This is a genomic window from Aliiroseovarius pelagivivens (assembly GCF_900302485.1).
GTDB lineage: Bacteria > Pseudomonadota > Alphaproteobacteria > Rhodobacterales > Rhodobacteraceae > Aliiroseovarius > Aliiroseovarius pelagivivens.
Genome location: NZ_OMOI01000001.1, coordinates 994,495 through 1,021,492, shown reverse-complemented (window position 1 = coordinate 1,021,492; position 26,998 = coordinate 994,495). Strand labels below are relative to the sequence as shown.

Here is a 26,998-nt window from a genome sequence, read left to right as displayed (position 1 = left end):
TATGGCCGATAAAGTCGTTTTCGCCGACCGCATGCTTTCGCTTGGTCTGGCACGTGTTTCCGAAGCCGCTGCCGTGGCCAGCGCCGACCTGGTCGGACGCGGGGACGAAAAAGCCGCGGATCAGGCTGCCGTGAACGCTATGCGTGACCAGCTGAACCTGCTGGAAATTCAAGGTACCGTTGTGATCGGTGAAGGCGAGCGGGACGAAGCCCCGATGCTGTACATCGGTGAAGAAGTCGGAACCGGCGAAGGTCCCGCCGTGGACATCGCGTTGGACCCGCTGGAAGGCACGACGCTGACCGCCAAGGACATGCCGAACGCACTGACCGTGATCGCAATGGCTCCGCGTGGCACGCTGCTGCACGCTCCGGACGTCTATATGGAAAAGCTGGCCATTGGGCCGGGCTATCCTACGGATGTTGTGTCCTTGGACATGTCGCCGAAAGAGCGCGTCGAGGCACTGGCCAAAGCCAAAGGCTGCGAGACCAAGGACATTACCGTCTGCGTTCTGGAACGCCCGCGCCACGAAGCAATGATCGAAGGCATCCGCTCGACCGGAGCCGCCATCCGCCTGATCACCGATGGTGACGTGGCTGGTGTGATCCACTGCGCCGAAGCCGAAATCACCGGCATCGACATGTATATGGGCCGCGGTGGTGCGCCGGAAGGCGTGCTGGCAGCTTCGGCACTGAAATGCATGGGCGGTCAGATGTGGGGTCAGCTGACTTTCCGCAATGATGACGAACGTGGACGTGCCGCCAAAGCCGGTATCACCGATCTGGATCGCATCTATTCGCGCGACGAGATGGTCACCGCCGACGTGATCTTCGCCGCCACTGGCGTCACCGATGGCTCAATCGTGTCGGGCATCAAGCGCGAACCCGGCTGGTTGACCACCGAAACGCTGCTGATGCGTTCGAAAACCGGTTCGGTCCGTCGCATGATCTATCGCAACCCGGTTGCAACTACCTAATGCTGGGCGCCCTGATCCTGATCGACATTCAGGAAGGGTTTGACGACCCGTTTTGGGGCACGCGCAACAATCCAAATGCCGAGGCAAACGCCGCCCGGCTTTTAACCCATTGGCGGGCGCACTCTGCGCCCGTCTTTCACATTCAGCACCTCTCGACTACCCTGGGCAGCCCGTTGAATCCGGATGGCGGATTGGTTGCCTTGAAATCCATGGTCTCGCCGCGCGACGGAGAGCCGGTGCTGACCAAAGATGTGAACTCGGCCCTAATCGGCACAGGGCTTGAGAAAATGCTTCGGAAGCAAAGCATTGAAAAACTTACCATCTGCGGCCTGACGACGCCCCATTGCGTGTCGACCACTACCCGGATGGCCGCCAATCTGGGCTTTGATGTCACCTTGGTGCACGACGCCTGTGCAGCCTTCACCGGCAATGCAAACCATGGCTGGCGTGAGGGACACCCCCTGACAGCGGACGAGATCCACAGCTCGGCCCTTGATCAGCTGAATGGCGAGTTCGCCACCGTCGTCGCGACCAATCAGGTGCTTGCATGAACGCCTTTCTTGGGGTCGAAAGCTCGCTGACGGGTCGCAAATGGCTTGGCCCCACGGCCGAAGTCGAACGTCAGGCCGAGGCCATCGCCCAGCAGACCACCCTTCCCGAAGCCCTCTGCACGCTTCTGGCCCAACGCGGCGTTCCTGCACACGAAGCCTCTGGCTTTCTTGATCCGACCCTGCGCGAGCTTCTGCCCGATCCTCGCAAGATGAAAGATATGGACAAGGCCGCAGCACGCATCCTTGCCGCGCTTGACCAATCCGAACGGGTTGCGGTTTTTGCCGACTACGATGTGGACGGTGCAACCTCGGCCACCCTGCTGATCGATTGGTTTCGACAGTTCAATCGGAATGTCACGCTCTATATTCCCGACCGGATCGAGGAAGGCTATGGCCCCAATACCACCGCGATGGAGAAACTGGCCACCGATCACAGCCTGATCATCTGCGTGGATTGCGGCACGCTCAGTTTCGAACCAATTGCCGCCGCCCGAGCCAAAGGCGCGGACGTGATCGTGCTGGACCACCACCTTGGGGCCGAAACCCTTCCTGACGCCAACGCCGTGGTGAACCCGAACCGCCAGGACGAAGCCGATGCGCCGGGCTACCTCTGTGCTGCCGGGGTCGTTTTCCTTGTGTTGGTCGAACTGGGGCGTTTGCTGCGCGAAGCTGGACGGACCGGGCCCGACCTGATTTCAATGCTGGACCTTGTGGCACTTGGGACGGTGGCCGATGTCGCCCCGTTGATTGACGCCAACCGCGCGCTTGTTCGCCAAGGATTGAAGATCATGGCCCGCCGCTCACGCCCCGGCATGGTGGCCCTGGCGGACGTGGCCGGCCTGAATGAAGCGCCGCGTGCATACCATCTGGGATATCTTCTAGGCCCACGGGTGAATGCGGGCGGGCGGATCGGAAAAGCCGATCTGGGCGCACGATTGCTGACCACAACTGACTCGAACGAAGCCCACTCGATCGCTGAAAAACTGAACGAACTCAACGCTGAACGCCGCGAAATTGAAGCACGCGTGCAAGAGCTGGCTCTGGGTCAAGCTGAACAGCGCGGCTTGGATCTACCGCTTGTCTGGGCCGCCGGAGACGGCTGGCATCCCGGTGTCGTTGGCATTGTCGCCAGCCGCTTGAAAGAAGCCACAAACCGACCGGCTATCGTCATTGGGTTCGACGGCCCCGATGGCAAAGGGTCAGGCCGATCAGTCACTGGTATCGACCTTGGGGCGGCCATCCAGAAGCTGGCTGCAGACGGGCTGATCGAGAAAGGCGGCGGGCACAAAATGGCTGCGGGCCTAAGCCTGAGCCGCGATAAGTTGGAACCCGCAATGGCGCGCCTGACCGAGCTGATGGCAAAGCAAGGTGCCGGGGATTTGGGGGCGGCCGATTTGAAACTGGATGGCATTCTTATGCCGTCCGCAGCATCCGTCGATCTGATCGAAAAACTCGAAGAGGCTGGCCCATTCGGTGCCTCAGCCCCTGCGCCACGGTTCGCCTTTCCAGATGTTCAGATCCTGTTCGCAAAACGCGTCGGCCAAAACCATCTGAAGATTAGTTTTGGAGACGGGCTTGGCACGCGGATCGACGCAATTGCCTTTGGCGCCTTTGATGGGCCACTTGGCCCGATACTGGAACAGCATGGCGGCGCAAGATTCCACTTGGCGGGACGACTCGAAGTGAATCAATGGCAGGGGCGGCTCAGCCCTCAACTGCGTCTGGATGACGCTGCAAGAGCCTGAAAATCATATACTTTCTCAAAGTGCAAAAAAGTAAAAATGCCTCTTGCACGGCATAGGGGTTTGACATAGAAACCCCTCACCACAGAGTGGCCCGTTCGTCTATCGGTTAGGACGCCAGGTTTTCAACCTGGAAAGAGGGGTTCGATTCCCCTACGGGCTGCCATTTTCCCCTTCAAAACTCCCGTTTCCAGCTTGAACCGCAAATTTGTGCGTGGTTTCAATAGCTTGCGCATGCATATGGATTGCCGAGACCGTGGAATGGAGATGATTTCACGGTCAATGGACCGAGTGTCTCTGTCGGCCAAATTTTTCTTACTAGTTTGCATTTGGGATTTCAGAGCGTCGCGATTAGCGCCCGCTGATCTGTCCATTCAACCGGGATGGCATGGGTCGCGATCCATGTGGATGTGAGGCCTTGGGGCTGTTTCCCAGCAAGGATGTCGCGCACGACGTCAGGTGCCAGAAATGCGAACTTCAGGGTTTGTTGAACGCGCTTTTTGGTGGTGGATTCGGTTTTGGCGATCTCGTCAAATGTCTCGCCCAGCCTGACCCGATCCAGCCAGGCATTGGCCCGGGCGATATTGGCGATTAGGGCCGGGTCGGTCGTTGCCAACGAACCGGACATGACAAAACGGGCCTCTGCACCGCAGCGCCTTTGGATGAAGGGAACCTCGAAGCTGAGTTGCTCGGAATTAATGTCGCCCTGCCGAACCTCCAGTTCCGCCCCTAGTGCTTGCCCATCCAATTCAAGAGCCAGAGCGCCCTCCCCGATCGTTGCCCAACGCAAGAAACCGAGAAGCGGCAACGGATCGGAATCCTTCAGATCTTGCAGTCGTTGTATGATTTCTACAGCCACGTTGGGGATAAGATCACCGCCAATGGAACCCGACAGGTGAGTTCGGATCGCCTGGGCAACGAACCTCTCAAGCCGCTCTGCAGGCAACCGCCATTCCTTACCCTTCAGACTGTCCTTGCGCCCGGTGGCATAGCCGCGAGAGATGTAGTAGCGATACCGCCGTCCTCGTTTCCTGGTGTGGCTTGGCGAAAGGCGCTCACCCCGCTCATCGAACAATTTGCCGACCAGCGGGGATGGGCTGGTCTTGTGGGGATGGGGTTCCTTCTGTTTGGGAGAGTTGGCGCTCAACTGATCCTGGACCCTCTGCCAGCGTTCCGGCTCGATGATCGCAGGATGCTGGCCCTCGAAGATCTGGCCTTTATGTGGAATGCGGCCGGCGTAGATCGGGTTGGTGAGGATATAGTGGATGTGCCCACGCAACAGGATATTGCCACCTCGCCAGTCACCGGATTTGGTTTGCCGCCTGCGTGACCGGATGCCAAGCCGCGCGGCCTCTTCTGTCACGATGTTCAATGCAGCATGCGTCTCATAGAGATCATAGAGTGTGCGAATCAGGGTCGCTTCACCCTCATTGATCTTCAACGTCCGCCCATCGGCATCGTAGCCCAATGGCACGTTGCCCCCCATCCAAAGCCCCCTCCGTTTGGAGGCCGCGATCTTGTCGCGAATCCGTTCGGCCGTGACTTCTCGCTCGAACTGGGCAAAGCTCAGGAGTAAATTCAGGGTCAGCCGCCCCATGCTGGTCGCGGTGTTGAAGCTTTGGGTCACAGACACAAACGACGCCTCCGCCGCATCCAGCCGATCCACCAGCCTGGCGAAGTCTGCCAGCGACCGAGTCAGCCGGTCGATCTTATAGACCACGATCTGATCAACCTGCTTATCATCAACATCTTGCATCAAGCGTTGCAGTGCCGGACGATCCAGATGACCACCAGAGATTCCACCGTCATCAAAAGGCCGATCGATCAGCTCCCAGCCCTCGAGTTTCTGGCTCGCGATGTAGGCCTCGCAGGCCTCCCGCTGGGCATCGAGGGAGTTAAACGCCTGATCCAACCCTTCCTCGGTGGATTTGCGGGTATAGATGGCGCAGCGGACCCGTCCCAAGTCAGGCGCTTCGATTTTGGGTTAGCCCAAAGAACCTTGGCCCGCTCCAATGCGCACTGGTGATGTGACGAGCCACAGCGCTCAGAGACCTGTAGGTCTTACCATCCAGCACATAACCTTCGGAAACGGCTTGCACCCGATACACACGACCATTCCATTCCCGCACCAGAGTCGCACCTTCGCCAACATTCTGGACTGCTTCATTTGCGTCGCCGCCCGCCAGAACGGCCTTCAGGACCCGCTTGTTGGCAGCAGAAAGGCCACCAAGCTTCCGGCACTGCAAATCATGCGCCAGCACCCGCTGCATGAACGGAATCGAGAGGTACCTGGGCGGATCTGATTTGAAAGCGCGGCGCCAGCTAAGTTGGCACTGGCCCCGATCCAGCGTCGCGATTTCCCGGAGCATGTCTGGGAGGTCATCAATTGCTGTCCGCACGCTCAATGTGCATCCGCCGGCTTAACGACCCGATAGACCGAGCCAGCCTTGCCCGGCGTACACTCCACCGTCATCCCGGCTTCACGCACTCCGGAGATTGCCGCCCGCACCGTGTGTGGCTGCCAGCCGAATTCCTTTTGCAGCACCGCGACACTTACTCCGCCTTTCCGCTTCAGAAGCGCCAGAAGCCTGACTTTCTTGGTTGTGCGTTTTGTCGAATTCTTGTGAGACAGCGGTCCCGTTGCATCGGCCACTCGCGCCGTTGTACTATGTGCTTTCGATTTGGTCGCCATGGTCGGACCCTCTCAATACCGGGGCCAGCCAATCCGGCCCCTTGTACTGAGCAAAACCCGGAAGTCCGGGCCACCCATTCGGGGCTTGCGCAGTCACGCTTGCGCGGCACGCGAAGTCCAGCCGGAATAGTGCAAGACTGCTCTCAAACGGACCATGACATCAAATGCACACAACGGCTGGAAAGAGCCTTTACGTAGCCTCCGTGAAATCTGCGTTGTCCGGCGCGAAGGGCGGGGAGCGGTCATTCGCTGCGGTTTGCGTAGATGTCTGCAATGCGGGACAAAGCGCCAATTGGCCGCAGTTGCGCTAACGGCGACTATAGGAAGGTTGCAACAAGCTTGGTATGCGCGGCTGCTCTGAAAGATCACCGTCTTAATCGGGTCATAGCCAAACGCTTACTTGAGGGTTTCGACCATTTCGGCGTAGCCGCGGGATATGGCATGTTGCAGCGGCGTGACTCCATCGCGATCTCCGATGGATTTGTCTGCGCCTGCATCGACGAGGATTTGCACAGTCTTGATGTGGTCAGGGCCTCCGTCGCCCAATACGACCGCTTCAATCAGTGCCGTCCACGCCAGATTGTTGATATGATCCAGTGGTGCGCCACCTTCGACAAGACGCGCGACCACATCGTGATGTCCAAGATGGGCAGCAGCGATCAGGGCTGTGCCGTTGTAAACGCTGGTGATCAGGTCTGGCGCGTTACCAAGCTCTATCGCCAGGGACACCATTTCCGGGTCATTCGCGACGGCTGCGATGGTCAATACGTCATAGACACGATTTTCGAGCGCGTTCATATCCGCTCCACCATTGGCCAGTGCGATCAGCACATCATCATGTGATGCAAAGGCCGCGACATGTGCGGGCGTGCGCCGTGATCGATCTCGGACATCCACATCGACACCTGCTGCGATCAAACGGTTGATTTCATCCACGTCACCCTCGTGGGCGGCATGGTGTAAGCCTGTGTAAGATGCGATGTCTGAGGCAGATGGGGCCGTTTGCGCATGGGCAGACCCGGCGGCGGCGATGGTCAAGGCGAACAGGAGGGAACGAAACATGATGTTACCTTTCAAGTAGAATGGCCCGCCCCGCTGAAGGGACAGGCCGTGTAATTTATTCAGCGCCGATTGCGTCAAGACCTGCACGAGCACATGTCTCGTCGATCGCGCCGGATGGCGCGCCACCGACCCCGATGCCGCCGACCAATGCACCACCGATCCGGATGGGCAAACCGCCAGCCTGGATCACCAGACGGCTGTCCATGTCGCGCAGACCGCCATTTTCAGGGTTGCCGCCGATAAAGCCCGCAAGACCTGCCGTGTCACGGCCCATGCTGGCGGACGTGAATGCTTTGCCTGTGCTGGAACCGACAGTGTGTGGGCCCGCATTATCCGCGCGCAAAAGCACTTTGGTCTCACCGCTGCGCGCAACGATTGCAACGCTGACATTGTAACCTTCGGTAGAACATGCAGCGACGGTGGCTTGGGCAGCTGTGGTTGCCATCTCAAGCGGCAGGTAAGGAGCGGTGGGCAGGTCTTGGGCGAAGGCGGCGATGGGTGTGAGCAGCGCGGTCGCAAGAGCAATAGAACGGATCATTGGTGTGTTTCCTTTTGTTGAACTGATGCTTCGGTTCTAATGCCCCGCCATGACCCGCGATATTCGTAGCATCCACACGGCTGTCCGTAGTTCTACCGACCCAGTCGTTAGTCTGCCTGTGCATCCAGCCAATAACGCGTAAGCTCCGCCGCTGAAGATGTGCCCGCTTTGGCTGCAATCGCTGCGCGATGGCTTTCGACCGTGCGTGGCGACAGGGTCAGCGCATCTGCGATTTGCTTTGTGGTCAGCCCTTTTGCGATCATCTCCAACACTTCTCTTTCCCGCGCGGACAGGTGCCGCACCAACGCCACGGCTTCTGCGCGTTCCGCTGACGCCTGTTGGCGGTTTTCAAGCTCTGCATGACCCTTCTGGATCGCGTCGATCAGGTCATTTTCGTCCACCGGCTTGCTGAGGAAATCAACAGCACCATTGCGAAACGCACGCCTGCACGCCTCTATGTCGCCGTGACCACTGATGATCACAGTGGGCCAAGTCACGCCCTTTTCAGTCAGCTTTTCCTGGAGTTTCAGACCTGAAATCGCAGGCATCCGTATATCAAGGATCAGACACCCCGGCGTCAGGTCAGCCGTTTGCGCTAAGAATGTTTCAGGAGACGCAAAACTGCGCACAGTCAGCCCGACAGTTTCCAACAACAGGCTGAGGGCGCTGCGGACCGCCTCATCATCATCCACGAGGTAGACGTGGTTGGTCATGATGCCTCCGTCTTGTTTGAGAGCGGCAGGGACAAACGGAACGTGGTCTGGGCCGTGTCATCCAGCAGCATGATATCACCACCCATTTCCTCAACCAGCCTATGACACAGCGCGAGGCCAAGCCCGGTTCCATCCGGCTTGTCTGTCACGAATGGTTCAAAGATGCGGGGCTTGAGGTGGTCAGGCACCCCGGGCCCGGTATCGCTGACATCCAATATGACGAAGCGCCCATCGACCAGCGTGCGGATCGTGACCTTTGCCGCGTCCGAGGCATCAAGCGCATTGCGCACCAAATTAAATACAACTTGTTCCAGCTCGACCGGATTGGCATCCACAAAGAGCGGATCGCCGTGCAGCGACAGGGTAATGGCAGCACCCTTCGTCTTCGCCTCGAGCGCTAACAGGTTTTGAACGCTTTGCGCGGCTTCATGAACAGAACAAACCTCTGATGGCGCACGGTTCGGTTTGCTCCACCGCCGCAGCCGCTCAAGGATATTCGCCGCACGCTGCGCTTGTGAAACCGTGTCGTCCAACACCGTAGCAAGACGGTCAACATCACCACGCCGCGCCATGTGGCGGCCAGCCTGTGCTTGGCTCAGGATCGCGGTCAATGGTTGGGCGAGTTCATGCGCCATGCCGCTGGCCATTTCTCCCATCGCATTGACGCGTGAGGCATGGGCCAACCGGGTTTCCTGCGCGCTGAGCTTGGCGCGATTTTCCGCGTCTTTAGTGCGCGCGCGTTGTTTGAAACCGAAAGCTGACAGCAGAAGGAGCGCCGTGACCAGCGCAATGACAGATAGCACTTTTCTGAACGGCAAGAGGTCAGACAGACCAACGGCCAAAGATGTCTCAAACACCAACGGCTGAGACGCACTACCAAGCGGCTTGGAAAACCCGGCCTCTTGTGACTGAAGTTGCCCCACCAATGCTGTTTGGCTGTCCGGCGTTGAAAGACGCAAAGACGCCGAAGGCGCGTCCCAAAACGGATCGTCGGTGGCGACCAACCCGCGGGCATCGATCACAAGCGCCAGTCCATACTGTGCGGCGTCCGAATTGGGTGTACGTTTCACGAGCAGGTAGTGATCTGGCACGTCGGGCAATTGCCCGACTTGCAACGCCCCGGTCGAGCGGCGGGCCAGTTCAACGACGCGATCCCTCGCCTGTGCAGAAAGGCCGGGCTGCGTTTCTATCACGGGTTGGGAAGGATCGTATGGCACGACATTCACCGACGTAATCCGAGGGTAAAACCGCTTGATCGTCGCGGCCACGTCGAGCAACAAATCCTGCCGCGCCACCCCGCCTGCCACAAAAATCGCAGACAACGATGTTAAATGCGCATCATGCTGATCTGCGCGTTGAGAAGCCAGACGATGCAGCGTTTGACTTTTGACCGTCAGTTCACTCACGAGATTTTGCCGTTCAAAGAACGCCAAACCGCAGAGCACGAGCGCGACGGCACACGCCAATAGCAAAGCGTTTTGCAGGAATTTTTTTGGGCGTGTTACGGTCATTTCTAATCATCGCAGGTGCGCGTGCAAACACCAATCCGTAATTCTACGGTGACCAGGCTTTGCCGCGATGACAATTTGATTGAGACACCGTATCGAAAGGACCTGTCATTTTCACAGTATCTTCGGGGCAAAAAAACCGCCATTGATACAGCCTGCAGCATCCGTAAATTTGGACTCTTCGCAGCCGATCGCCGCGTGTGTCACGAAGGCCTGGTGTGCTTATTGAACCGGCCGTTCGATCAATTGGTAGGGTTGGTCGGTTGACGCTTCATCAAGGACTGGATCACGTTCTACAACACTGAGCGGCCCCATTCCGCGCTTGATCGCCGAACGCCGGATGATGCATATTGGGCTGGCTTGGATCAGCAAAAAGCAGCATGAAACCTAAAAACGATACACCTTAGATACGCTGCAAAACTGTCCGAAAAGGTGGGACCACTTCACTGAACGCTAGATTAGCGCCTTGCCCGTCTCAACCGGATTTCCTCTGACAGAACCCTGTGCACGGCCCATGAGTATGCTGGACCACGCTTGCTCAGTTTTCAGTTTTCCGCGAATGGGCGGTGATGACGCTTTGGTGGGGCCTGTCTAAACGACCTTGTTGCGGCCTTGACTTCTCCAATCTGGATAGCCTTCCGAGCAGACGGCCATCAAGAGTGACAAGCGCTAGCATGATCAGTGTGAGGCCAGCAAATTGCGAGGTGCCAGTGGGCTCGTGCAGGGCAAAGGCACCTATTGTAAGCGCAGATACCGGCGCGACGAACGTCACTAAAGATAGGTTGGTTGCCCCGACGCGGGGCAGAATTGTGAACATCATCAGAAATGGTAGCGTCGTCAGGCCGATCCCAAAAAAAGCCACGCTGGTCAGGACACTCGGATCTGTTGCGTGGGGCACGCCGTCAGTGACAAGAGCAAACGGTGTTATAAGGAACGCACCTCCCGTCATCGCCCATGTGGTTGTGACGACGGGATCGATCGATTTTAGCTTGGTGACGATGTTCAACCCGACCGCATAGCTGAGCGGGGCGGTCATTGCTAACAGGGCGAACCGCCAATCGGATATCCCGATCTCAGGGCCGCCAGTCAACAGAATGACGGTTCCCACCATCCCGAGACCAACCCCGATTGATTTCCGAAGCGTTGCCTTTTCTCCGCCGATCCAGAAGTGCGATACGATCACCACCATAACTGGGGTCATTGCATTGGCAATTCCTGCGACCGAGGATGTGATCTGACCCTGTGCAAGTGGCAAGACTGCAAAAGGCATAGCAAACTGGAAGAATCCAAATGCAACCACCGCAATTAACGTGCTGAGATCCAAACGCATCGGTTTACGAGACGCGATTGCCCAAGCCCAACAGCCCGCTGCGCCCACACAAACCCGCAGCATTGAAATGGTGAGGGGGCCGAACTCATCCAGAAGCACCTCATTTAAAGCAAACGATGCGCCAAAAATCGTTCCGATCATGGCAATCAAGGCCCAGTGAAGAAGAGACATTTGTTCGATCCTTTCGTGATCTAGTGTCAATGATTTGATGGTCCTTAGCGCTATCGGGGATGAAGCCATTTGGGCAGGAAGCTGTAGGCGTCGCCGATATCGTCATGGCGAACTGCTACACCGACCCGTTTCAGCTTGTCGGCAAGCGATCCGTCATTGATTGCGTCGAACGTCTCGGTTGCACCGCCGATATGTGTTCCGTCGACGAAGATCTGGGGAATGGTTGGGCTGCCGGTCTTCACAAGCAGTGCCGCGCGCACTTTGGATGCAAATTCCGTTCCGCCAGAGAACTCCACGGAGTCCAGATCGACCGATCTGTAGCTGATACCTGCGGCTGCAAACAGCTTGCGCACCGACCAGCAGAATTCGCACCATTCCAGCGCAAATATGACAACCGGCTCTTTGGTGTCGCGAACTGCTTCTTCAACGAAAGCCTTGGCTCTCTCGTCGACCTCTGGTGCCGCAGCGGTGGGCGCGGACGCCGAAGGTGTCGATGCTTGTGGCTGACCAAAGCGAAATCCGGGCGAGGAGGCCGATATCGCCAATTCGTCAACAGACATGTCTTCGGCGATGTCTTCGAACAGCGGCGTCGATAGATAGCGCTCCCCGGTGTCGGGGATCATGGCCAGTATCCTGGAACCTGCAGGAGCGCTTTCGGCGATCTTCAAAGCAGCGGCCAGAGTTGCACCACTGCTGATTCCAGCAAGAATGCCCTCGCGCACCGCCAGATCTTTTGCCAAGCGCAATGCGTCCTTACCCGAAACAGGTGCGAAATCGTCGATCAGGCCGTCGGACAACGCCTCATAAGCCAATGGCGCGACAAAATCCGGTGACCAGCCCTGCATAAGATGGGGACGAAAGCGCGGGTGGCTTTTGCCCGGTTCAAGCTGCCGGATGTCGCTAGCGAGTATCTGCGCGTTGTCCGGTTCAGCCACGATGATCCGCGTTTCGGGGGATTGCTGTTTGAGGATGCGCGCCACCCCCTGCAAAGTGCCCCCGGTCCCGAAGCCCGTCACCCAGTAATCAAGACCGGTCTCTCCAAAGTCAGCCAGAATTTCCCGGGCTGTCGTTTCAGCGTGAACTTTTGCATTTGCGGCGTTTTCAAACTGGCGGCTCAGAAACCAGCCATGGATTCTGGCCAGTTCTTCTGCCTTGGACAACATGCCACTGCCCTTTTCTGAGGCCGGGGTCAGAACAACCTTGGCCCCAAGGAACCGCATCAGTTTACGCCGCTCGACCGAGAAATTCTCGGCCATCACGATGACAAGCGGATACCCTTTCTGAGCGCAGACCATTGCCAGACTGATGCCCGTATTACCCGACGTTGCTTCGACCACGGTCTGACCGGGTTTGAGAGCACCGGATCTTTCTGCGGCCTCGATAATGCCAAGCGCGGCTCGGTCTTTGACTGATCCAAGCGGGTTGAAGCTTTCAAGCTTGGCGAAAATCTCCACATCGGCCGGTCCGATGTTGTTGAGCCTGACCACAGGCGTATCACCGACTGTATCAAGGATGGATGCCCTGGGTCCGAAGCCGCGGCGGTCGCGCGCATGATCTGGTTCGGACAGCAGTTGACGTACATCGCTGTGAAGGGAATTGAGAGGTGCCAGAATGTTCATGTTCTTCCCCTTTATGCAGCTTGGGCCGCGTCAGCATTTGGACCGCGCAATTCGGCGTATTCCGCCTTCATGCAAAGGTTGAGGTCACGGTGCAGAGCCTTCAGCGACGAATGGTTCCAGTTCAGCGCGGCAACTTTTTGTGTGATGTCGAATAGCCGCCTACTTTGGGCGTTGCGTTGGAGCTGATACGCCAATGGGTTGGAAGGATTGCCGCCGAGTGCCTGTGCCAAGCGATGCGCATCAAGGAAGGCATCCGTAATGCCATGAGCCGTTGCCGGATCTTTGAAATACCCGGCGTCGCCAACAAGGGCCCATCCCGGCCCGGCGCAGTCCCGCATATGGCTTGGTGCCCCGCCAAAGCGGCGCAATCGGCCATCGGTAGAGCCGCGCTGCAGATGCTGGGCAAGATCTGGATCGCATTCGGCAACCACTGACTGCATACCAGCAAGCGGATCTGGACCGAACCGGTCCTTGAAAGCGTCCCGGTGCACCGCTGCAAAGACACAGTGAGCGCCTGCGTTTGTCGGAATTGCACCGGAGTAACTGTCACGCCCAAAGAACCAGCGGTAGCCGTCGTTGGGAATTTCGTCGAAGTACCCGTAGACGACGGCAGAACGTTCCTGCCCTTCGACTTGTGTCGCGGCACCGACCGCGCTGGCCACAGTGGACTGACGACCATCCGCCCCGATCAAGACATTGCAGGATACCGACATTTGCCGTCCGTCTGCGGTGACCAAATGCGCTCCGCACACACGGCCTTGGCTATCCTTGCTGGCGGACTGGAAGCTTACTCCGGTGTGTAACTCGGCCCCAAAGTCAACTGCCTTGTCGGCAAGTAACCGGTCAAGAATGCCTCGTCGTGGAGCGTAAAGTCCCTTAATGGCACCGTCTGGCTTGATATCCACCGATATCTTTTCGGCCCCGTAGTGAAAATTGGTGACACTAACCAAAGGCGTTTTTGCCTTTTCGATATCGGGCAGCACGCCCCAATCATTCAGAAGGCTAATCGCCGGACGCATCAACGCGTGGGTGGACAAAGTGTCATTTCCGGGTTCGTCACGATCTATCAGCAGCACCCGCGCACCGGCGCGCGCCAGTTCGATGCCGGTCGCGGCCCCTGCGCAGCGGGCACCGATGATGACGGCATCGTAATGGCTGTGCTTGAAAACTCTCTTGTTCATATGATTTCTCCTTCAGGCGGCCTTGATCAGGCCGAGGTTGCGAGTGAGGTGATTTGCAAGGTCGCGGGCGTCGTTGGCGGCTCCGTCGATAAAGGTCGATTTGCGTTGGCGCAGGAACGGCAACCCCATGACGTAAAGGCCCGGCGAAACGAAGCCTCCGTCGTGGCGAATGCGCCCTTTACGATCAAAGACAGGCAGATCGATCCAGCTGTGATCAGGACGGTATCCGGTCGCCCAAATCACCGTGCCAATGCCTTCGCGGTCCAAGTCAATTGAAAGGCGCGGCGCATCGGGGACACGGGTACGGGCTGGCCGGTCGCGGGCATCCACTTTGTCGAACAGCCCATTCTCATGCGCCCAATCGTCAAACCCGTTGAGCAGACGGTTCATTTTCAGGTCGGCAGCAGCGCAAACATTTGCGAGCGAACCGGAAAACATCACGGTGTTGTCGCGAACGCCAGCCATGCGGCCAACGATTTCAACGCCTATGTCCTGAAGGGCGTTGAGATCGAGCGGGTTCGTCCCGGCCTGACCGGTCAATTGCAAAGAGGGTACGCCCCGCTGACGGTCGAGATCCTCAACCTCGTCATAGCGATCGCCCCAGCGGCCGGTTATCTCCATCCAACTCAGAATGTCAGCATCGCGATAGCTGCGTGGCACGCGGACATGTTCGCCCACGGCAATCGTTACGTCCCGACCGGAGTTGTGGATTTCCCGGGCGATCTGGGTGCCAGAGGCAGAGGCGCCAACCACCAACACCCTGCCAGGCGGCAGATCGTTGGGGCGCTTGTAGTCCAAGGGCGATAACTGGGTAATATTTGCGGACAGATCCTGAGCAAACGAAGGTCGGCTGGTACGGGACGCTGCCCCGGTTGCGACGACGACGTTTTCACAGTCGATTGCCCCCTGATCGGTCTGCACCCGGAATCCTACGCCAAAGGGCGAGACACCGAGAACTGAAGTCTCCTCCATCACAGGGGCCCGGTTTGCGGCGGCAAAACCGGCCAGATCGTCCGCGAATTCGTTGACGGGCATGTAGCCTTCGGGATCTCTGCCTAAATAGGGCGCACCGGGCAAACCATTCATCCAGTTGGGGGTCAGCAGGCGCAGTGAATCCCAGCGCTCTTTGCGCCAGCTATTGGCGATTTGCCCGCGTTCCAGAATGACGTGGTTTATGCTGCGCTTTGACAGCTCTCGGCTCATGGCGAGACCGGTTTGTCCCGCCCCGATAATGACTGTATTTGAGCGTTTCATCGTTATAATCCTTCTGGCGAGAGCAACAGAACCCGGTGGGCCCATTGCGAGACAGATTGTGCGGTGTGCAGTGTGCGGCGGCGGTCCCTTAGGAACCGCCACCGGTGGGCTTCAGAGCCAGCTGCGCGGTGAAACGAGCGCGCGCTTGACATCGTCGGTGGTCAAATTGATGTCGCTGAGAAGATGGTCGTTCAAACGCAATTCGCGTTCTGCAATCAGCTTGAAACGACCGCGGCGTTTTTCCCGTCGGGATTTCTGCGCGGATTTCATCGCGGATGCGATCCAGCGAAAACTCCAACGCGGTTGGGGCAAAGCGGCCATAACATTGGCTCCTTTCATGCTGTGTCCCGCCTCAGGCGACGGACACGCTCACGTTGCTAGGGTTGGTGATGAGGTCGAAAACGGCAGAGCGTTTCTGCGACTGGGCCACAACCGCGGCGATCTCGTCGTCGGTAGCGTCAGCGTCGACTTCAAAGCGAACGCGGATGGCGGTAAAGCCGTTGCGGACGTCTGCATCTATGCCCAGGATGCCGTAGAGATCCATGTCACCTTCGACGAAGGCTGTGACCGAGCGCAACTGAATGCCGCGGTTTTGAGCGACCGAGGCGACGCCGGAAGCCAGACAGCTTCCCAGACCAGAAAGCACGATTTCGACAGGCGTCGGACCGTTGTCCGAGGCCGCGAATTCCGCCGGGTGATCCGCGTCGATGGTAAAGGCTTTACGATGCTTGTGCTCTTCACCCAGGCCGAAGAACCCTTCGATGGTCGAACGGCTATGCACACCGTTCTGCCATTCGGTTGCTGCCCGCCAGGTAAACTGGGCTGCGGCAGGCGCCTGAGAAAGCGCATCGCGTGCGTCGAGCAGTGCTTGCACGTTGACACCATTGTTGGCGGTATTTGCTTTGGATTGGTCGTTCATTTTCATGTTTCCTTGTTTGTTTGCAGAGAGGACAAAAGTGATCGAGTCATGGGTTTTCCATGTCATTTGACGACCCAATCAAACTGGTTACGGTACAGGCGGAACTCTTGGTTGCGCCGCTCGACCGACGTGGACGATTGGCAAAGAAATTCCATTCAGAGCCCGGCGCGGGCTCCGATCTTGGTTCCCGTTCGAAATTCGACCGGGCTGCTAGTGATGCTGTCCTGTGGTTCTCAGGATATCAGGATTAAAAACGGGGCCTTTAACCCCGCCTTAGTCCCGGAGCCGCCACCAGGTCGGACCCATCCACTCGGTTGCAGCTTTCCTCTGCAATCTTCGAGCTTCGCGCACGGCGGTTGCGCGAGAGATCCCAATGTCGTTGAGCATCCAGTCCTCCATGGACAGTAGATCAGCGGCTTCGCGCGAATAGCTCCGCCATTGAGGTTTGGAGTTGCGGGTTTCCGCTTGAAGGATGGGTCGTGTGAAAAAATTCAAAATTGTGGTCGTCATGTCGTTTCCTTTTCATCTGCTATGAGGAGGCCCGCGAATGAGTACTCCTACGGCGGTCTCTCCTCGCTTCGCTCTTTTGGTATTGTGTTGGGGACGGAGCAGTCATCGTCCGCACCACTCAGACATCTGCGCGGTTTCAGATACGCCTCGTGCCGCCAGATACGCGCACAGGGCTGCCGGGGGTGTTATCCAGTTCGACGCCTATTAAAGACGGCTGCCCCATATCCTCGCCCTGCCGGATCGTGAAACGTCCGCGGTGGGGCCAATTTCGATCCCTCAGGTATCCCCCAAAAGCCGCTGCAGCCGCGCCGGTGGCGGGATCTTCGAGGACACCCCCCGACGCAAAAGCATTTCGAACGACAAATGTTTGATCGTCCTTGACAACCACAAGCATGATTGTGGCAACTCCGAGTCTACGCATCACGTCCCGGCCTAGGCTCAGATCATAGGTCATGCCTGCCAATCTTGTTCGGTCTGACAACAGCAGTACAATGTGATCGGACCCACCATGAATGCGCGCGGGCGGCAGTCGATCATCAAGATCAGCCTGCCTGAATCCGAAGAGCGACAGAACTTCAGTAAGCAAGGCATCGGGCACAGCCTGGCTGTTTGTGGGCGGTGAGGTGAGCGTCGCCACCACACCTGTCTCGGATCGATGTGCATCAACTGTTATAACTGCGTCATTCAGCGTCAGTTCAAACGTTCCCCAACCAACCTGCTTGCCCAATACTGTGCCTAGGGCGATCGTCGCATGGCCGCAAAAGGGCACTTCGGTTTCCGGGGAAAAGTACCGAACGCGCCATTTCTTGCCAGACGCATCCAGCGGAACTGCAAAGACAGTTTCCGAGTATCCCACTTCTGCTGCAACGCGGACCATTTCTTCCTCGCCAATTGACGTATCCAGCAAAACTACTCCAGCGGGGTTGCCGCCTTCATGACCCTTGCTGAATGCCGCTATTCTTTGGATGTCCATGTTGTCGTCCTTTGTATTGGGTCGCCATCACACAACGTAGCGAGCCAGTGTTTGTTACGAAGCGAGGATGGCGGGGGAAAAGTGCTATCCTGACATCACGCGAATTTGGTCGGGAAACTGGCCCCGAGCCGATCGTGCTGATCAGCCCGAAGTGGGCTTACGCCGCGATACGCGCTTCTTCCGGTTCCCATGCGAATGGCTTGAACGCCTCGTCGAGAGGAAGGTCCAACGAGATGCTGGTCAGGTTAGAGATGGTCTTTTCGCTGATGCCAATGATGACCTCATAGACCTGAGCCTCGGTGTATCCGGCGGCTCGGAACCGCTCCAATTCACTCTGTTCGACATGTCCGCGTTTGATTACCAACGCCCGAGTGAAATCGTGAAGCGCCGCAAGTTTGGGATCTGCAATGGTGCCCCGGGTGCGCACTGCCTCAATCACCGCATCGTCGACTTTTTGAGCCTTGGCGAAGCCCGTGTGTCCGGCCACGCAATAACTGCATCCGTTTTCGACGCTGGTCGCGATGTGCACGATCTCGCGTTCGGTCGCGTTGAGGGACGATGCGCCGAACTGTTTGGTCACTTCGACGAAACCGTTCAATGCCGAGGCTGAACCGCCCATAACTGCAAAGACATTGGGAACAAAGCCAACCATCTTTGCCAGCCCTTCAAGAATGGGCCGTGCATTTGGTGCTGCTGATTGCAGGTTGTGAATAGTGAAGTGTTTCATTTGTGTCTCCTAAGGTTTTTCTAGTCTTCGAGTTCATCGAAGTCAGTCAAACCCTAGGAGATGGAACGGCACGTTCGATATTCCACGATCGGTGCGAATTCACTATCGTTTGAATTGCAGAAAACTACATAATGTGTAGTGATATTATATTCCGCTGTCGGAATCCGAACCGGAGAACACGCTGGGTTTCATCCAACCCGAAACGTTGTCGGTCAGCAATCTTGGTCCGATGATGGTCATATCTCCGTCAGCGATTGCCTTGCGATACGTTGTGTCCCCCATCCAGGCATCCACCATGACTTTGACGGTGGTTGTGAAATAGACATCAACGTCCTTGCCCGGGTCTTTGTCGCAAATATCAATCTCGCCGGATTGCACGACAAGCCACCAGGTAGACCCTTCCTGAACATCGATGAATTTGAAGTGGATGACGACTTCCCCCGACGGCAGTTTGTCGGGCTGGATGCTGCGCTGCAAGTTGGTGATGAGCAGACCAACATCATAATCCTTGGAGGTCAAATTGGACCGCGCCCATTGCATGCCCCAGTCCCCCAGAGAAAGCAAAATAGGCAAAAGCAACCGGCAGGATTCGGTCGGGAGGTACTCGAAGCCCTTCTGCCCGCTGATCCGTCGCTTCATGATCATTCCACGGTCTTCCAGATGAACAAGACGTCGTGTCAGAAGTGTCGGAGAGATTGCACCCAACCCTCGCTGCAATTCAGAAAAACGGCGACTTCCCATCAACAATTCGCGGATGATGAGAAGCGTCCATTTTTCTCCGATAATCTCAGATGCTTTCGCAATAGGACAAAACTGTCCGTACTCCATCTCACCCCCTGTGGCTGGGCGCGCCAGCTGCTTCTACACTTTATGGAGTGAAGTGTAGACCGGGAACAGTCGGCATGCAAATCTTGGAGCCTGAATTCGATCCGGAAAAGGGTATCTGCCTGATCAGGCCAAGGTCGAAATAGTCTTCTTTATTGCCTGAAGGGTTCGGTCGATATCAGCATCGGATGTGGCCCAGGAAGCCACAGAAAACCGCAACGCGGGGCGTCCATTCCAATTGGTTGCCCCGAACCATGCCTCTCCGCTTTCCTGCACCATCTGCGCAATATCAGACGAGCGCCCTTCGAAGTCGGGGAAGGTCGCCACAACCTGATTGAGAACAACATCATTCAGTATTTCAAAACCGCAATCTTGCAATCCTGCTGCAAGTCTTCTGGCCAAGGCGCAGCTCCGGTCAATCAGATCAGCAACCCCCTCTTTGCCCAACGAATGAAGGGCTGCCCATACTTCTACGCCCCGCGCCCCGCGAGAGAACTCTGGCACCATGTCTTTGGGAGCCGCGACACCTCCGATTTCAAGGTACGGAGCTTGTGTCGCCATTGCATTATGGATGGCGTCTGGGTGCCGACAAATGGCCATTCCGCAATCATAAGGCGTGTTGAGCCATTTGTGCCCATCGGTCACCCAGCTATCTGCGGCGTCATACCCGTGTAGCTGCGCTTGCGTTCGTGGCGAGGCCGCCGCCCAAAGACCGAAAGCACCGTCCACATGGACCCAAGCGTCGTTTGCCGCAGCGACGATTTCGGCAATCGGGTCGCTTGCTCCGGAATTCACATTGCCTGACTGAGTCAAAATCAGCGTCCTGTCGTCAGTATCGGGCAGTTTCGCCGATATCATTCGGCCTTGTGCATCGCAATCAACCCACTCGATTTCGTCCGTTCCAAAGCCAAGCAATTTAAGCGCCTTGAGCACTGTTACGTGCACCTGCCGCCCGGCCACGATGCGGACAGGTGGCGCGCGCCAGAGTCCCTTCCTCGAAACGTCCCACCCCTGACGTTCAAGCAATGTGTTCCTTGCTGCCGCCAGACAGGTGAAGTTGGCCATTGTCGCCCCTGTCACAAATCCGACAGAGCAGTCTTTTGGCAATCCCAAGATGTCCAGCAGCCAGGCTGAAACGACTCTTTCCAGCTTCACACCAATCGGGCTGGTCGCTTCGTTGAAGACAACCTGATCCCAAGCACTTGCCAACACTCTGGCCCCCAGAGCCGCTGGCAGGGTTCCACCAACAACCAATCCATAGAAGCGCCCCCCGACCGAGGCAGTTGTGGCGGGCGAGCCTATCTCATCCAGCATGGCAATTGTCTTCGCCGGAGCGCTCGGTTGCTCCGGCATTGGCGTGTCAAACTCCGTTAGCCTGGATATGGCATCGGGCGTCGGGGCGACCGAACGATCCGGGACGGTTTCAAGGTAGGCATCGGCTCTGGTGAACGCTTCGACCAGTGCAGCCTGTGAATGTGTCAGGGGGTTTTGCATTGTTGGCTCCGAATAGAATGGATCGCTCAGTGGTCGTCGATTAGCCAATAGGTACTTGTAGTGCCGCTTGCTCAGGGCTCCAGACGTAAGGCTCGAACGCTTCATCAAGCGGCAGGTCATGCAAGCTCGCGGTCATGTTAGATAGGGTTTTCGCGGCCACGCCAACGATGACGTCAAATGTGTGGGACCGTGTGTATCCGGCGGATTGAAACTGTTCCTCTACGTGCTTGGCAGAATGCCCCCGATTCAAGGCAAGGGTTTGGCTGAACATCCGCAAGGCCTCATATCTGGCGTTGGAAATGGGTTCCGCCCGCCGCATTCGGTCCACGTCCTCTGCGTCAACACCTGCTTTGAGTCCATAATAGGTATGCCCTGCGACGCAATACCGGCATTTGTTGGCAACGCTTGTGGATAGAAATACGACCTCGCGCTCGGCGTCCGTAAGCTGGCCCGCTCCAAAGCTACTTGAAAGTGCCGCAATTCCACCAAGCAATTCCGGGCGGGGTCCATAGATTGATAGGACATTGGGAACAAATCCCTTCTTCTCAATGGTTTGGTCGAATATGCTCCGCACTTCGGGTGCAAGGTTGGTCATTGTTTCATTGTCATATGGCATGTGGGTGGCTCCTTGGTTGTCGAATGCGAAATGGTTTAGGCCCCGAAAGGTGCGTCCTGCGCTTCGTGAACGACACATGTGATCGCCGATGCGGCCAGTGACGCCTCGGCAAGAGCGCCGCTTGCGCCGATCAATGCCAAATATTCGTGCCACTCCAAAAGGGAGCGCGATTTGCCTTGGTGTCGTTGTGTGGTCCTATCTGATCTGTATTGAGCTGACTGATTTCAGCGCCATACACAGCTGTCTAGTGAACCAATGGCCACCGATATACTGCACGATCGAAAGCAATCCACTACACAATTGAAAGTAACTGGGCGCGACCATCCGGCAAGTCACCCACAGGAAGGTAGAAGCACCCTGTCAAATTTTCCCGGCCAAACTTCGGCTAAATTACAGTTGGATTCAGGGATTTGGGAACATTCCACATTAATGTATGCTGCTAGGGACAACGAATATTCTAGCGCGCACAACTTTCGTGACAATCGATGCGTATGTATTGTGATGACAAAGGGGCAAGTTCAGCATGCATATTGGCCTGATTGGCGGGATTGGTCCTGCCGCAACAATTGCCTATTACAACAATCTGGTTTTTGAGTTTAGGAAAGCGGGACTACCCCTGGAACTGACTATTGTGCACGCAGATGTTACCACTTTGATATCCAACGCTGGTTCCGATAACCGTGAAGCTCAGGCTGCCGTTTTTGTGAAGCATCTTCGACAATTGAAGGCAGCGGGATGCGATGTGGCGGCGATCACTGCGCTCACTGGGCATTTCTGTTTCAATGAAACGCTGTCACAATCTCCCTTGCCATTGCTTAGCGCAATCGAAGCAATAGACCGCTATTGCGAGGATCAAGGGATTAGTATTGTCGGCTTGCTGGGCAGCCCGCCTGTTCTGTCTTCCCGTTTATTCGGACAATTGCGAAACACTAACTGTGTAGTCCCTAAATCTAACCCAGAGGAGTTGGGAAGAGACTACTTGGAAATGGCAACCTCCGGCGTTTGCTCCGAACTGACCCGCCAGAAGTTTCTTAATGCAGGGGCGGATATGGTAGCCGAGCAAAAGGCCGAGGCGATATTGCTTGCCGGAACGGACCTTGCGCTTGCCTTCGACGGACAATCCCCAGGCTATAAGACCATTGATGCCCTCGCTATTCACATTAATGCTTTGCTATCACTGGCACGTAGATAAATTTACAAGAATTCGTTTCCAGCTTCGGGCTCTTAGCCGCCCTCAGAGGCGGTGCGGCATCCTGTGATATGGTGGCCGGGTCAACGTCGGGTTGTCGCCGTGGGAGGGAGTGGCGGATCGGAGGATCAACCATGCAAACACCCAACTTACCTGCCATTCGAGCATGTCGCCCTGCCTGGAACAAAGGCCGCATTGTCGGGCAGAAACGCCCGCTGTTGCCCAAGCAGGTCTGGGCAATCCGCGTGCGATTGGAAATCGCTGAAAATCATCGCGACCTTGCCCTGTTCAATCTCGCCATCGACAGCAAACTTCGGGGATGTGATCTGGTCAAACTGATGGTGGCTGATGTCTTCGCCGCAGGGCAGGTTAAAGAGCGGGCCTCGATCATTCAGAGCAAGACACAAAAACCTGTCCGTTTTGAGATTACCGAAGGTACGCGGAAATCTCTTTTGAGGTGGATGGAGGAACCGCTAATGATCGGTTCCGAATTCCTCTGGCCGGGGCGATTCCACGAACGGCTTCATATTTCGACACGGCAATACGCGCACCTGGTCCGAGACTGGGTGAAATCGATCGGACTGGAGCCGAGCGCGTATGGAACCCATTCCATGCGGCGGACGAAGGTTGCACAGATCTACCGGAAGACCGGCAACCTGCGTGCTGTTCAGCTCCTGCTCGGACACACCAAGATGGACAGCACAGTCCGATATCTTGGTGTCGAGCTGGAAGACGCTTTGACGATCGCTGAGGCGGTAGAAATCTGAAGGCGCGGGCCGTCTTCGCGGACGGCCCATTCCGGACATTCGTGAATTTCGCGGCGAATGGCCGGAAAGAGCCCAGAGTTACCGATGTCGCGCAGCTCACGAATGACTGAAAACTCTCATGAACGGTCATAGTATTCACTCTTGGGCATTCCATAACACTGATCTTACGGCAAGTTATGAACCCGCTTTCGATTTCGGTCAGCGGCTCACTTCTGGGCGCGGCACCACGGCGGCTTCGGACAAGGGGAACCACTTCGAAAACCGTCGGCAGACAGCATTCTCCCCAAATAATTTTATCCGTTCATCTTTTAGAGCAGCAGAAAGTGACACATCGCCCATCCATACTTCCGTCATCAGGCGGGATTGGGCGGTAACATAAGCGTTCACGTCCTTACCGGGATCCTGATAGCACAGGTCGATATCATTTTTGGTGCAAACCAGCCACCATGTCCCAAACTCATCCAAGTCGGGATATTGGAAGCAGATGACCGTCTCACCATCAGGCAGTTCATCCAGTACGATATTTCTTTGGACATCAAACATCAGGAAGGTCACATCCCAATCATCATCATCCATTTCGTCACGCGCCCAACGCATGCCCCAGACGGCCAGGGCATCCACAACTGAAGACAATTCTTTTCCCGCCGCAGTTAGCCTATAATCGTGGCCACGTTGCCCGCTGATGGGTCGTTTGATGAGGATCCCACTTGCCTCAAGGTCTTTTAGGCGGGTGTTTAGAACAGTCGGCGAGATGCGCGGAAGCCCTTTCTGAAGGCTGGAAAACCGGCTGGATCCCAGCAGCAGTTCACGCACGATCAGTATGGACCAAGAATCCCCCAGAATCTCGGTTGCCTTTGCGATCGGACAGAACTGACCGTACTTCTTCATCCCGCACCTCCTAGGACAAATGTTAGTAAATACCTCCTAACTACGCAATTCGTAGTTCATTGCTACGCATCGCGAAGTATCTCGAATTCTTCTCGCCGGGCATTTTGAATCTTATCGCAAACACGGTCGCCGCTAGGTCGACCCTTGAATGGAGACTTCAAATGAAACGCCCTGGACTGATTGCATATGGCCTTTTGTGCTATGCGTTTTTCAACGCTTCCTTCCTGTACATGGCGGGCTTCCTGCTCGACCTTGTCGTGCCAAAGGCGATTAATGATGGCGCACCGGCAAGCACGCTGATCGCGATCGCGACGAATTTCGCGCTGATTTTCCTGTTTGGATTTTTTCACAGTTTGATGGCACGGCAGTGGTTCAAAGACTGGTGGACGCAACTCGTTCCGGTCGAAGCCGAACGCAGCACCTATGTGCTTCAGGCCGCGACCTTTCTTTCGCTTCTCATGGCCTTCTGGAAACCGATGCCAGCTGAGATCTGGTCGGTCGACGGACCTTTGGCTCTTGTAGCATATGCAGTCTTTGTGATTGGGCTGGTTATGGTGCTGGTGTCGACCTTCCTGATCGACCATTTCGAGCTTTTTGGCTTGCGGCAAATCTGGTCCGCGAATCTACAAAAGCCGATGCCCAATCCAACGTTCAAAACACCAATGCTCTACAAAATCGTGCGTCATCCGATGCAGCTAGGTGTGATCCTCGTGTTCTTTGCAACACCCACTATGACCGCCGGGCACCTCTTCTTAGCACTGTCAATGACTGGGTACGTCTTGATCGGCCTCTACTTCGAAGAACGTGCGTTGGTTCGTGAGTTTGGAAAAACCTATCAGAGCTATCAGGCTCGGGTACCGATGCTGTTGCCTAATCCGATGCGCCTTATGTTGCGCGGAAAACGAGTCGCCTGATCTTCGCTTTCTGCGCGGCGAACGGACCCCACACTATAGCTGGAGCAAAACGCAAACCGTTTGAACCCGAGCAACAGGCCTCGCGTGAATGCGTGGCCCAGCCTTTTAAGGGAGAAGTCCAATGACCAAATATGAACGAAATCCCGCGTTTTCGGCGCCTTTGGGCCCGGTTTCGCCAATCGTGAGTTTCTGGAACGATGTTCTAGCTCCGAAATTTATCGCCTACAGGCATATTCTGGAGGGCGGCCTGTCACGCCACAGCGAGCAGATTTTCCCGCAGCTAGATATCCGCAAGGGAGAGCGCATCCTCGACGTCGGTTGCGGGTTCGGAGACTCGACCTTGAATCTGGCAACGAGGGTTGGGTCAGAAGGGCATGTGACCGGCATTGATTGCTGTCCGGATTTTCTACACCTGGCGCGATCCGAACAGTATCATTCGGGTGTGCGCAATGTAGATTTTCAGGTCGCGGATGCCGAGGCAGACCTGCCCAAGGAAGCGTTCGACATGGTGTTCGCCCGTTTTGGCACCATGTTTTTCACGAACCCAGTCAATGGGCTGCGGAACCTGAAAAATGCGTTACGCCCCGGCGGGCGGTTGACGCATATCGTATGGCGCGAGCGCGAGGAAAACCCGTGGTTGGCAGCGGCCCGATCAATTCTTCTCGACCATCTTCCGCAACCTGACGCAGATGCACCGAGCTGCGGGCCAGGCCCATTTTCCATGGCCGAACCTAAGCTTGTCCATACCCAGATGACAGCTGCAGGGTTTGTCGACATCTCGTTTGAGAAGATTGACGCGCAGGTCCTGGTCGGGCGAACCATTGACGAGGCCATTGCCTTTCAACTGGCAGTTGGTCCGGCCGGCGAAATCTTCCGCACAGCTGGCGATGAAGCGGAACGCAAGCGCGAGGTGATAGAGGCCGACCTCCGCGACATGTTTTTGTCGGCCGACTGCGACAAAGACGGCATCTGGATGAAAAGCGCTTCATGGATGATTAATGCAACGTCACCGCAACAACTGGGGAAGGACGCGCCATGAACATTCTACCCAGTGAAAATGCACCTGGAATGCAGGTAGGTGAATCCATTGAGGGTGGATGTACCTGCAGCCATGTCAGGTATCGCCTGTCTTTGCGGCCTTTGATCGTGCATGGTTGCCATTGCACATTATGCCAAAAACAAACTGGCGCGGCCTATGCTGTTAACGCGCTGATCGAGGAAAACCGGGTCAAAATCTTGTCGGGATCGGTACGTGACATGCGTGTCACGACACCCAGCGGCGCCGGGCAGACGATCACGCGCTGTAACCGTTGCGGTGTCGCGGTCTGGAGCAAATATCACGCTCTGCCAAAGATCGGAAATCACGTGCTTTTCATTCGTGCCGGGACGTTGAACGATCCTGCAAGGATGCCGCCTGATGTGCACATCCACACCTCAGCCAAACAGCCTCACGTGATCCTTTCCGAACAAACACCGCAGTTCGACCAGTTCTACGATCCAAGGAAGGCCTGGCCGCCTGATAGCATCAGGCGTTATGCCGATATTATCACATCCCATGACATGCGAAGTGAAACTACTGCGGTCCGATTGGGGGGCTGTGTCTAGTGGCAAGCTTGGCTTGGCCCCTTCAAGTTTATTGTTGGAATGGCAGATCCTATCTTGCCGATCAAACCATGGATAGCAGATTTCCAATGTCGGCTATGTCCCGCTCAGCAGTCACTCGGCTTTTGAAAATGCTGCGCAGCCGATGAATGGCCGGTCTGGCGAAGCTGCACTGCGGCGCGGCCGAACACCACCAAAGGTCGCTTTGGGCCGATAGCAGCGTCTGCGGCGATTGGGGGG

At 56.6% G+C, this 26,998-nt stretch carries 29 protein-coding genes, 1 tRNA gene and 1 pseudogene; 10 read left to right on the top strand and 21 right to left on the bottom strand.

From position 1 onward, the window contains the following. The first annotated feature begins 1 nt into the window (after position 1). From glpX to ALP8811_RS05020, 4 genes are all read left to right on the top strand, one after another. The gene (gene glpX, locus ALP8811_RS05035; protein ID WP_108856065.1) at positions 2–973 is read left to right on the top strand and encodes a class II fructose-bisphosphatase; all 972 of its coding nucleotides are present in this window, start codon (positions 2–4) and stop codon (positions 971–973) included. Beyond that, on the top strand, positions 973–1,524 hold the full coding sequence (locus tag ALP8811_RS05030; RefSeq protein WP_108856064.1) for a cysteine hydrolase family protein: 552 nt from the start codon (positions 973–975) through the stop codon (positions 1,522–1,524). The genes glpX and ALP8811_RS05030 overlap by 1 nt, the downstream gene beginning before the upstream one ends. Continuing rightward, on the top strand, positions 1,521–3,269 hold the full coding sequence (gene recJ, locus ALP8811_RS05025) for a single-stranded-DNA-specific exonuclease RecJ (RefSeq protein WP_108856063.1): 1,749 nt from the start codon (positions 1,521–1,523) through the stop codon (positions 3,267–3,269). Before ALP8811_RS05030 ends, recJ begins: the two co-directional genes overlap by 4 nt. 88 nt (positions 3,270–3,357) lie before the next feature. Beyond that, a tRNA-Glu gene (locus ALP8811_RS05020) sits at positions 3,358–3,432 on the top strand. A gap of 171 nt (positions 3,433–3,603) precedes the next feature. On the opposite strand, the gene ALP8811_RS05015 is transcribed toward ALP8811_RS05020, so the two are convergent. The 7 genes from ALP8811_RS05015 to ALP8811_RS04985 all read right to left on the bottom strand — a co-directional run bounded on the left by ALP8811_RS05015 (position 3,604) and on the right by ALP8811_RS04985 (position 9,782). After that, complete coding sequence (locus ALP8811_RS05015; protein WP_108856062.1) at positions 3,604–5,229, bottom strand: recombinase family protein; 1,626 nt, start codon at positions 5,227–5,229, stop codon at positions 3,604–3,606. Between the two features lies 1 nt (position 5,230). Further along, entirely contained in the window at positions 5,231–5,635 is a 405-nt protein-coding gene (locus tag ALP8811_RS05010) for a DUF2924 domain-containing protein (RefSeq protein ID WP_108856061.1), read from the bottom strand. Between the two features lie 32 nt (positions 5,636–5,667). Further along, positions 5,668–5,958 (bottom strand): DUF3489 domain-containing protein, encoded by a 291-nt coding sequence (locus tag ALP8811_RS05005; RefSeq protein ID WP_108856060.1) that lies wholly within the window; start codon positions 5,956–5,958, stop codon positions 5,668–5,670. A 396-nt stretch (positions 5,959–6,354) separates the two neighbouring features. Beyond that, positions 6,355–7,020 carry an ankyrin repeat domain-containing protein gene (locus ALP8811_RS05000; RefSeq protein ID WP_108856059.1) on the bottom strand — a complete coding sequence of 222 codons (666 nt, stop codon included), beginning with the start codon at positions 7,018–7,020 and terminating at the stop codon, positions 6,355–6,357. A gap of 55 nt (positions 7,021–7,075) precedes the next feature. Next, entirely contained in the window at positions 7,076–7,558 is a 483-nt protein-coding gene (locus ALP8811_RS04995; protein WP_108856058.1) for a GlcG/HbpS family heme-binding protein, read from the bottom strand. Between the two features lie 107 nt (positions 7,559–7,665). Continuing rightward, the gene (locus tag ALP8811_RS04990; protein ID WP_108856057.1) at positions 7,666–8,271 is read right to left on the bottom strand and encodes a response regulator transcription factor; all 606 of its coding nucleotides are present in this window, start codon (positions 8,269–8,271) and stop codon (positions 7,666–7,668) included. Beyond that, positions 8,268–9,782: a sensor histidine kinase gene (locus ALP8811_RS04985; RefSeq protein ID WP_245924569.1), complete on the bottom strand. Its 1,515-nt coding sequence runs from the start codon at positions 9,780–9,782 to the stop codon at positions 8,268–8,270. Before ALP8811_RS04985 ends, ALP8811_RS04990 begins: the two co-directional genes overlap by 4 nt. Before the next feature lie 270 nt (positions 9,783–10,052). Between ALP8811_RS04985 and ALP8811_RS16555 the strand changes: the two genes are divergently transcribed. Beyond that, a complete protein-coding gene (locus tag ALP8811_RS16555) occupies positions 10,053–10,163 on the top strand; it encodes an integrase core domain-containing protein (RefSeq protein WP_108857436.1) in 111 nt (36 codons plus the stop codon). Between the two features lie 154 nt (positions 10,164–10,317). Here the strand turns inward: ALP8811_RS16555 and ALP8811_RS04975 are convergent, their stop codons facing one another. From ALP8811_RS04975 to ALP8811_RS04920, 13 genes and pseudogenes are all read right to left on the bottom strand, one after another. Next, positions 10,318–11,280 carry a DMT family transporter gene (locus tag ALP8811_RS04975; protein WP_181363693.1) on the bottom strand — a complete coding sequence of 321 codons (963 nt, stop codon included), beginning with the start codon at positions 11,278–11,280 and terminating at the stop codon, positions 10,318–10,320. Between the two features lie 50 nt (positions 11,281–11,330). Further along, positions 11,331–11,669 (bottom strand): glutaredoxin, encoded by a 339-nt coding sequence (locus ALP8811_RS16420; protein ID WP_281260716.1) that lies wholly within the window; start codon positions 11,667–11,669, stop codon positions 11,331–11,333. Positions 11,670–11,792: 123 nt separating this feature from the next. After that, positions 11,793–12,848, bottom strand: a pseudogene (locus ALP8811_RS04970) (PLP-dependent cysteine synthase family protein); the annotation flags it as partial. Between the two features lie 62 nt (positions 12,849–12,910). Then, positions 12,911–14,080: an NAD(P)/FAD-dependent oxidoreductase gene (locus ALP8811_RS04965; protein ID WP_108856054.1), complete on the bottom strand. Its 1,170-nt coding sequence runs from the start codon at positions 14,078–14,080 to the stop codon at positions 12,911–12,913. Between the two features lie 12 nt (positions 14,081–14,092). After that, on the bottom strand, positions 14,093–15,334 hold the full coding sequence (locus ALP8811_RS04960) for an NAD(P)-binding domain-containing protein (protein WP_108856053.1): 1,242 nt from the start codon (positions 15,332–15,334) through the stop codon (positions 14,093–14,095). Between the two features lie 111 nt (positions 15,335–15,445). Continuing rightward, positions 15,446–15,655: a hypothetical protein gene (locus tag ALP8811_RS04955; RefSeq protein ID WP_108856052.1), complete on the bottom strand. Its 210-nt coding sequence runs from the start codon at positions 15,653–15,655 to the stop codon at positions 15,446–15,448. A gap of 31 nt (positions 15,656–15,686) precedes the next feature. After that, positions 15,687–16,253 (bottom strand): OsmC family protein, encoded by a 567-nt coding sequence (locus tag ALP8811_RS04950; protein ID WP_108856051.1) that lies wholly within the window; start codon positions 16,251–16,253, stop codon positions 15,687–15,689. A gap of 273 nt (positions 16,254–16,526) precedes the next feature. Then, entirely contained in the window at positions 16,527–16,763 is a 237-nt protein-coding gene (locus ALP8811_RS04945; protein ID WP_108856050.1) for a YjiS-like domain-containing protein, read from the bottom strand. A 136-nt stretch (positions 16,764–16,899) separates the two neighbouring features. Continuing rightward, positions 16,900–17,736 (bottom strand): PhzF family phenazine biosynthesis protein, encoded by an 837-nt coding sequence (locus tag ALP8811_RS04940; protein ID WP_108856049.1) that lies wholly within the window; start codon positions 17,734–17,736, stop codon positions 16,900–16,902. Between the two features lie 157 nt (positions 17,737–17,893). Then, a complete protein-coding gene (locus ALP8811_RS04935) occupies positions 17,894–18,463 on the bottom strand; it encodes a carboxymuconolactone decarboxylase family protein (protein ID WP_108856048.1) in 570 nt (189 codons plus the stop codon). Positions 18,464–18,607: 144 nt separating this feature from the next. Beyond that, positions 18,608–19,291 carry a winged helix-turn-helix transcriptional regulator gene (locus tag ALP8811_RS04930; protein WP_108856047.1) on the bottom strand — a complete coding sequence of 228 codons (684 nt, stop codon included), beginning with the start codon at positions 19,289–19,291 and terminating at the stop codon, positions 18,608–18,610. 123 nt (positions 19,292–19,414) lie between these two features. Next, the gene (locus ALP8811_RS04925; RefSeq protein WP_245924568.1) at positions 19,415–20,887 is read right to left on the bottom strand and encodes a pyridoxal phosphate-dependent decarboxylase family protein; all 1,473 of its coding nucleotides are present in this window, start codon (positions 20,885–20,887) and stop codon (positions 19,415–19,417) included. Continuing rightward, positions 20,823–21,377 carry a carboxymuconolactone decarboxylase family protein gene (locus ALP8811_RS04920; protein ID WP_181363691.1) on the bottom strand — a complete coding sequence of 185 codons (555 nt, stop codon included), beginning with the start codon at positions 21,375–21,377 and terminating at the stop codon, positions 20,823–20,825. Before ALP8811_RS04920 ends, ALP8811_RS04925 begins: the two co-directional genes overlap by 65 nt. A gap of 544 nt (positions 21,378–21,921) precedes the next feature. Here ALP8811_RS04920 and ALP8811_RS04915 point away from each other — a divergent pair. Together ALP8811_RS04915 and ALP8811_RS04910 are read left to right on the top strand one after the other, a co-directional pair. Then, positions 21,922–22,590: an aspartate/glutamate racemase family protein gene (locus tag ALP8811_RS04915; RefSeq protein WP_108856044.1), complete on the top strand. Its 669-nt coding sequence runs from the start codon at positions 21,922–21,924 to the stop codon at positions 22,588–22,590. Between the two features lie 131 nt (positions 22,591–22,721). Further along, positions 22,722–23,354 (top strand): tyrosine-type recombinase/integrase, encoded by a 633-nt coding sequence (locus tag ALP8811_RS04910; RefSeq protein WP_108856043.1) that lies wholly within the window; start codon positions 22,722–22,724, stop codon positions 23,352–23,354. A gap of 198 nt (positions 23,355–23,552) precedes the next feature. Here ALP8811_RS04910 and ALP8811_RS04905 read toward each other — a convergent pair whose 3' ends face one another. After that, positions 23,553–24,242 carry a winged helix-turn-helix transcriptional regulator gene (locus ALP8811_RS04905; RefSeq protein ID WP_108856042.1) on the bottom strand — a complete coding sequence of 230 codons (690 nt, stop codon included), beginning with the start codon at positions 24,240–24,242 and terminating at the stop codon, positions 23,553–23,555. 59 nt (positions 24,243–24,301) lie between these two features. On the opposite strand from ALP8811_RS04905, the gene mddA reads away from it, so the two are divergent. From mddA to ALP8811_RS04890, 3 genes are all read left to right on the top strand, one after another. Beyond that, positions 24,302–25,156, top strand: a complete 855-nt coding sequence (gene mddA, locus ALP8811_RS04900; protein WP_146183992.1) for a methanethiol S-methyltransferase — start codon at positions 24,302–24,304, stop codon at positions 25,154–25,156. A 121-nt stretch (positions 25,157–25,277) separates the two neighbouring features. Next, positions 25,278–26,195 carry a class I SAM-dependent methyltransferase gene (locus ALP8811_RS04895; protein ID WP_108856040.1) on the top strand — a complete coding sequence of 306 codons (918 nt, stop codon included), beginning with the start codon at positions 25,278–25,280 and terminating at the stop codon, positions 26,193–26,195. Further along, positions 26,192–26,761, top strand: a complete 570-nt coding sequence (locus ALP8811_RS04890; protein WP_219928718.1) for a GFA family protein — start codon at positions 26,192–26,194, stop codon at positions 26,759–26,761. Before ALP8811_RS04895 ends, ALP8811_RS04890 begins: the two co-directional genes overlap by 4 nt. The last annotated feature ends 237 nt before the right edge of the window (positions 26,762–26,998 follow it).

Excerpts from the sequence above, each read along its gene's own strand:
- glpX (WP_108856065.1), top strand. The coding sequence starts at position 2 with ATGGCCGATAAAGTCGTTTTCGCCGACCGCATGCTTTCGCTTGGTCTG.
- ALP8811_RS05030 (WP_108856064.1), top strand. The coding sequence starts at position 973 with ATGCTGGGCGCCCTGATCCTGATCGACATTCAGGAAGGGTTTGACGAC.
- recJ (WP_108856063.1), top strand. The coding sequence starts at position 1,521 with ATGAACGCCTTTCTTGGGGTCGAAAGCTCGCTGACGGGTCGCAAATGG.
- ALP8811_RS05010 (WP_108856061.1), bottom strand. The coding sequence starts at position 5,635 with ATGCTCCGGGAAATCGCGACGCTGGATCGGGGCCAGTGCCAACTTAGC.
- ALP8811_RS05005 (WP_108856060.1), bottom strand. The coding sequence starts at position 5,958 with ATGGCGACCAAATCGAAAGCACATAGTACAACGGCGCGAGTGGCCGAT.
- ALP8811_RS05000 (WP_108856059.1), bottom strand. The coding sequence starts at position 7,020 with ATGTTTCGTTCCCTCCTGTTCGCCTTGACCATCGCCGCCGCCGGGTCT.
- ALP8811_RS04995 (WP_108856058.1), bottom strand. The coding sequence starts at position 7,558 with ATGATCCGTTCTATTGCTCTTGCGACCGCGCTGCTCACACCCATCGCC.
- ALP8811_RS04990 (WP_108856057.1), bottom strand. The coding sequence starts at position 8,271 with ATGACCAACCACGTCTACCTCGTGGATGATGATGAGGCGGTCCGCAGC.
- ALP8811_RS04985 (WP_245924569.1), bottom strand. The coding sequence starts at position 9,782 with ATGACCGTAACACGCCCAAAAAAATTCCTGCAAAACGCTTTGCTATTG.
- ALP8811_RS04975 (WP_181363693.1), bottom strand. The coding sequence starts at position 11,280 with ATGTCTCTTCTTCACTGGGCCTTGATTGCCATGATCGGAACGATTTTT.
- ALP8811_RS04965 (WP_108856054.1), bottom strand. The coding sequence starts at position 14,080 with ATGAACAAGAGAGTTTTCAAGCACAGCCATTACGATGCCGTCATCATC.
- ALP8811_RS04960 (WP_108856053.1), bottom strand. The coding sequence starts at position 15,334 with ATGAAACGCTCAAATACAGTCATTATCGGGGCGGGACAAACCGGTCTC.
- ALP8811_RS04955 (WP_108856052.1), bottom strand. The coding sequence starts at position 15,655 with ATGGCCGCTTTGCCCCAACCGCGTTGGAGTTTTCGCTGGATCGCATCC.
- ALP8811_RS04950 (WP_108856051.1), bottom strand. The coding sequence starts at position 16,253 with ATGAACGACCAATCCAAAGCAAATACCGCCAACAATGGTGTCAACGTG.
- ALP8811_RS04945 (WP_108856050.1), bottom strand. The coding sequence starts at position 16,763 with ATGACGACCACAATTTTGAATTTTTTCACACGACCCATCCTTCAAGCG.
- ALP8811_RS04940 (WP_108856049.1), bottom strand. The coding sequence starts at position 17,736 with ATGGACATCCAAAGAATAGCGGCATTCAGCAAGGGTCATGAAGGCGGC.
- ALP8811_RS04935 (WP_108856048.1), bottom strand. The coding sequence starts at position 18,463 with ATGAAACACTTCACTATTCACAACCTGCAATCAGCAGCACCAAATGCA.
- ALP8811_RS04930 (WP_108856047.1), bottom strand. The coding sequence starts at position 19,291 with ATGGAGTACGGACAGTTTTGTCCTATTGCGAAAGCATCTGAGATTATC.
- ALP8811_RS04925 (WP_245924568.1), bottom strand. The coding sequence starts at position 20,887 with ATGAAGCGTTCGAGCCTTACGTCTGGAGCCCTGAGCAAGCGGCACTAC.
- ALP8811_RS04920 (WP_181363691.1), bottom strand. The coding sequence starts at position 21,377 with ATGACCAACCTTGCACCCGAAGTGCGGAGCATATTCGACCAAACCATT.
- ALP8811_RS04915 (WP_108856044.1), top strand. The coding sequence starts at position 21,922 with ATGCATATTGGCCTGATTGGCGGGATTGGTCCTGCCGCAACAATTGCC.
- ALP8811_RS04910 (WP_108856043.1), top strand. The coding sequence starts at position 22,722 with ATGCAAACACCCAACTTACCTGCCATTCGAGCATGTCGCCCTGCCTGG.
- ALP8811_RS04905 (WP_108856042.1), bottom strand. The coding sequence starts at position 24,242 with ATGAAGAAGTACGGTCAGTTCTGTCCGATCGCAAAGGCAACCGAGATT.
- ALP8811_RS04895 (WP_108856040.1), top strand. The coding sequence starts at position 25,278 with ATGACCAAATATGAACGAAATCCCGCGTTTTCGGCGCCTTTGGGCCCG.
- ALP8811_RS04890 (WP_219928718.1), top strand. The coding sequence starts at position 26,192 with ATGAACATTCTACCCAGTGAAAATGCACCTGGAATGCAGGTAGGTGAA.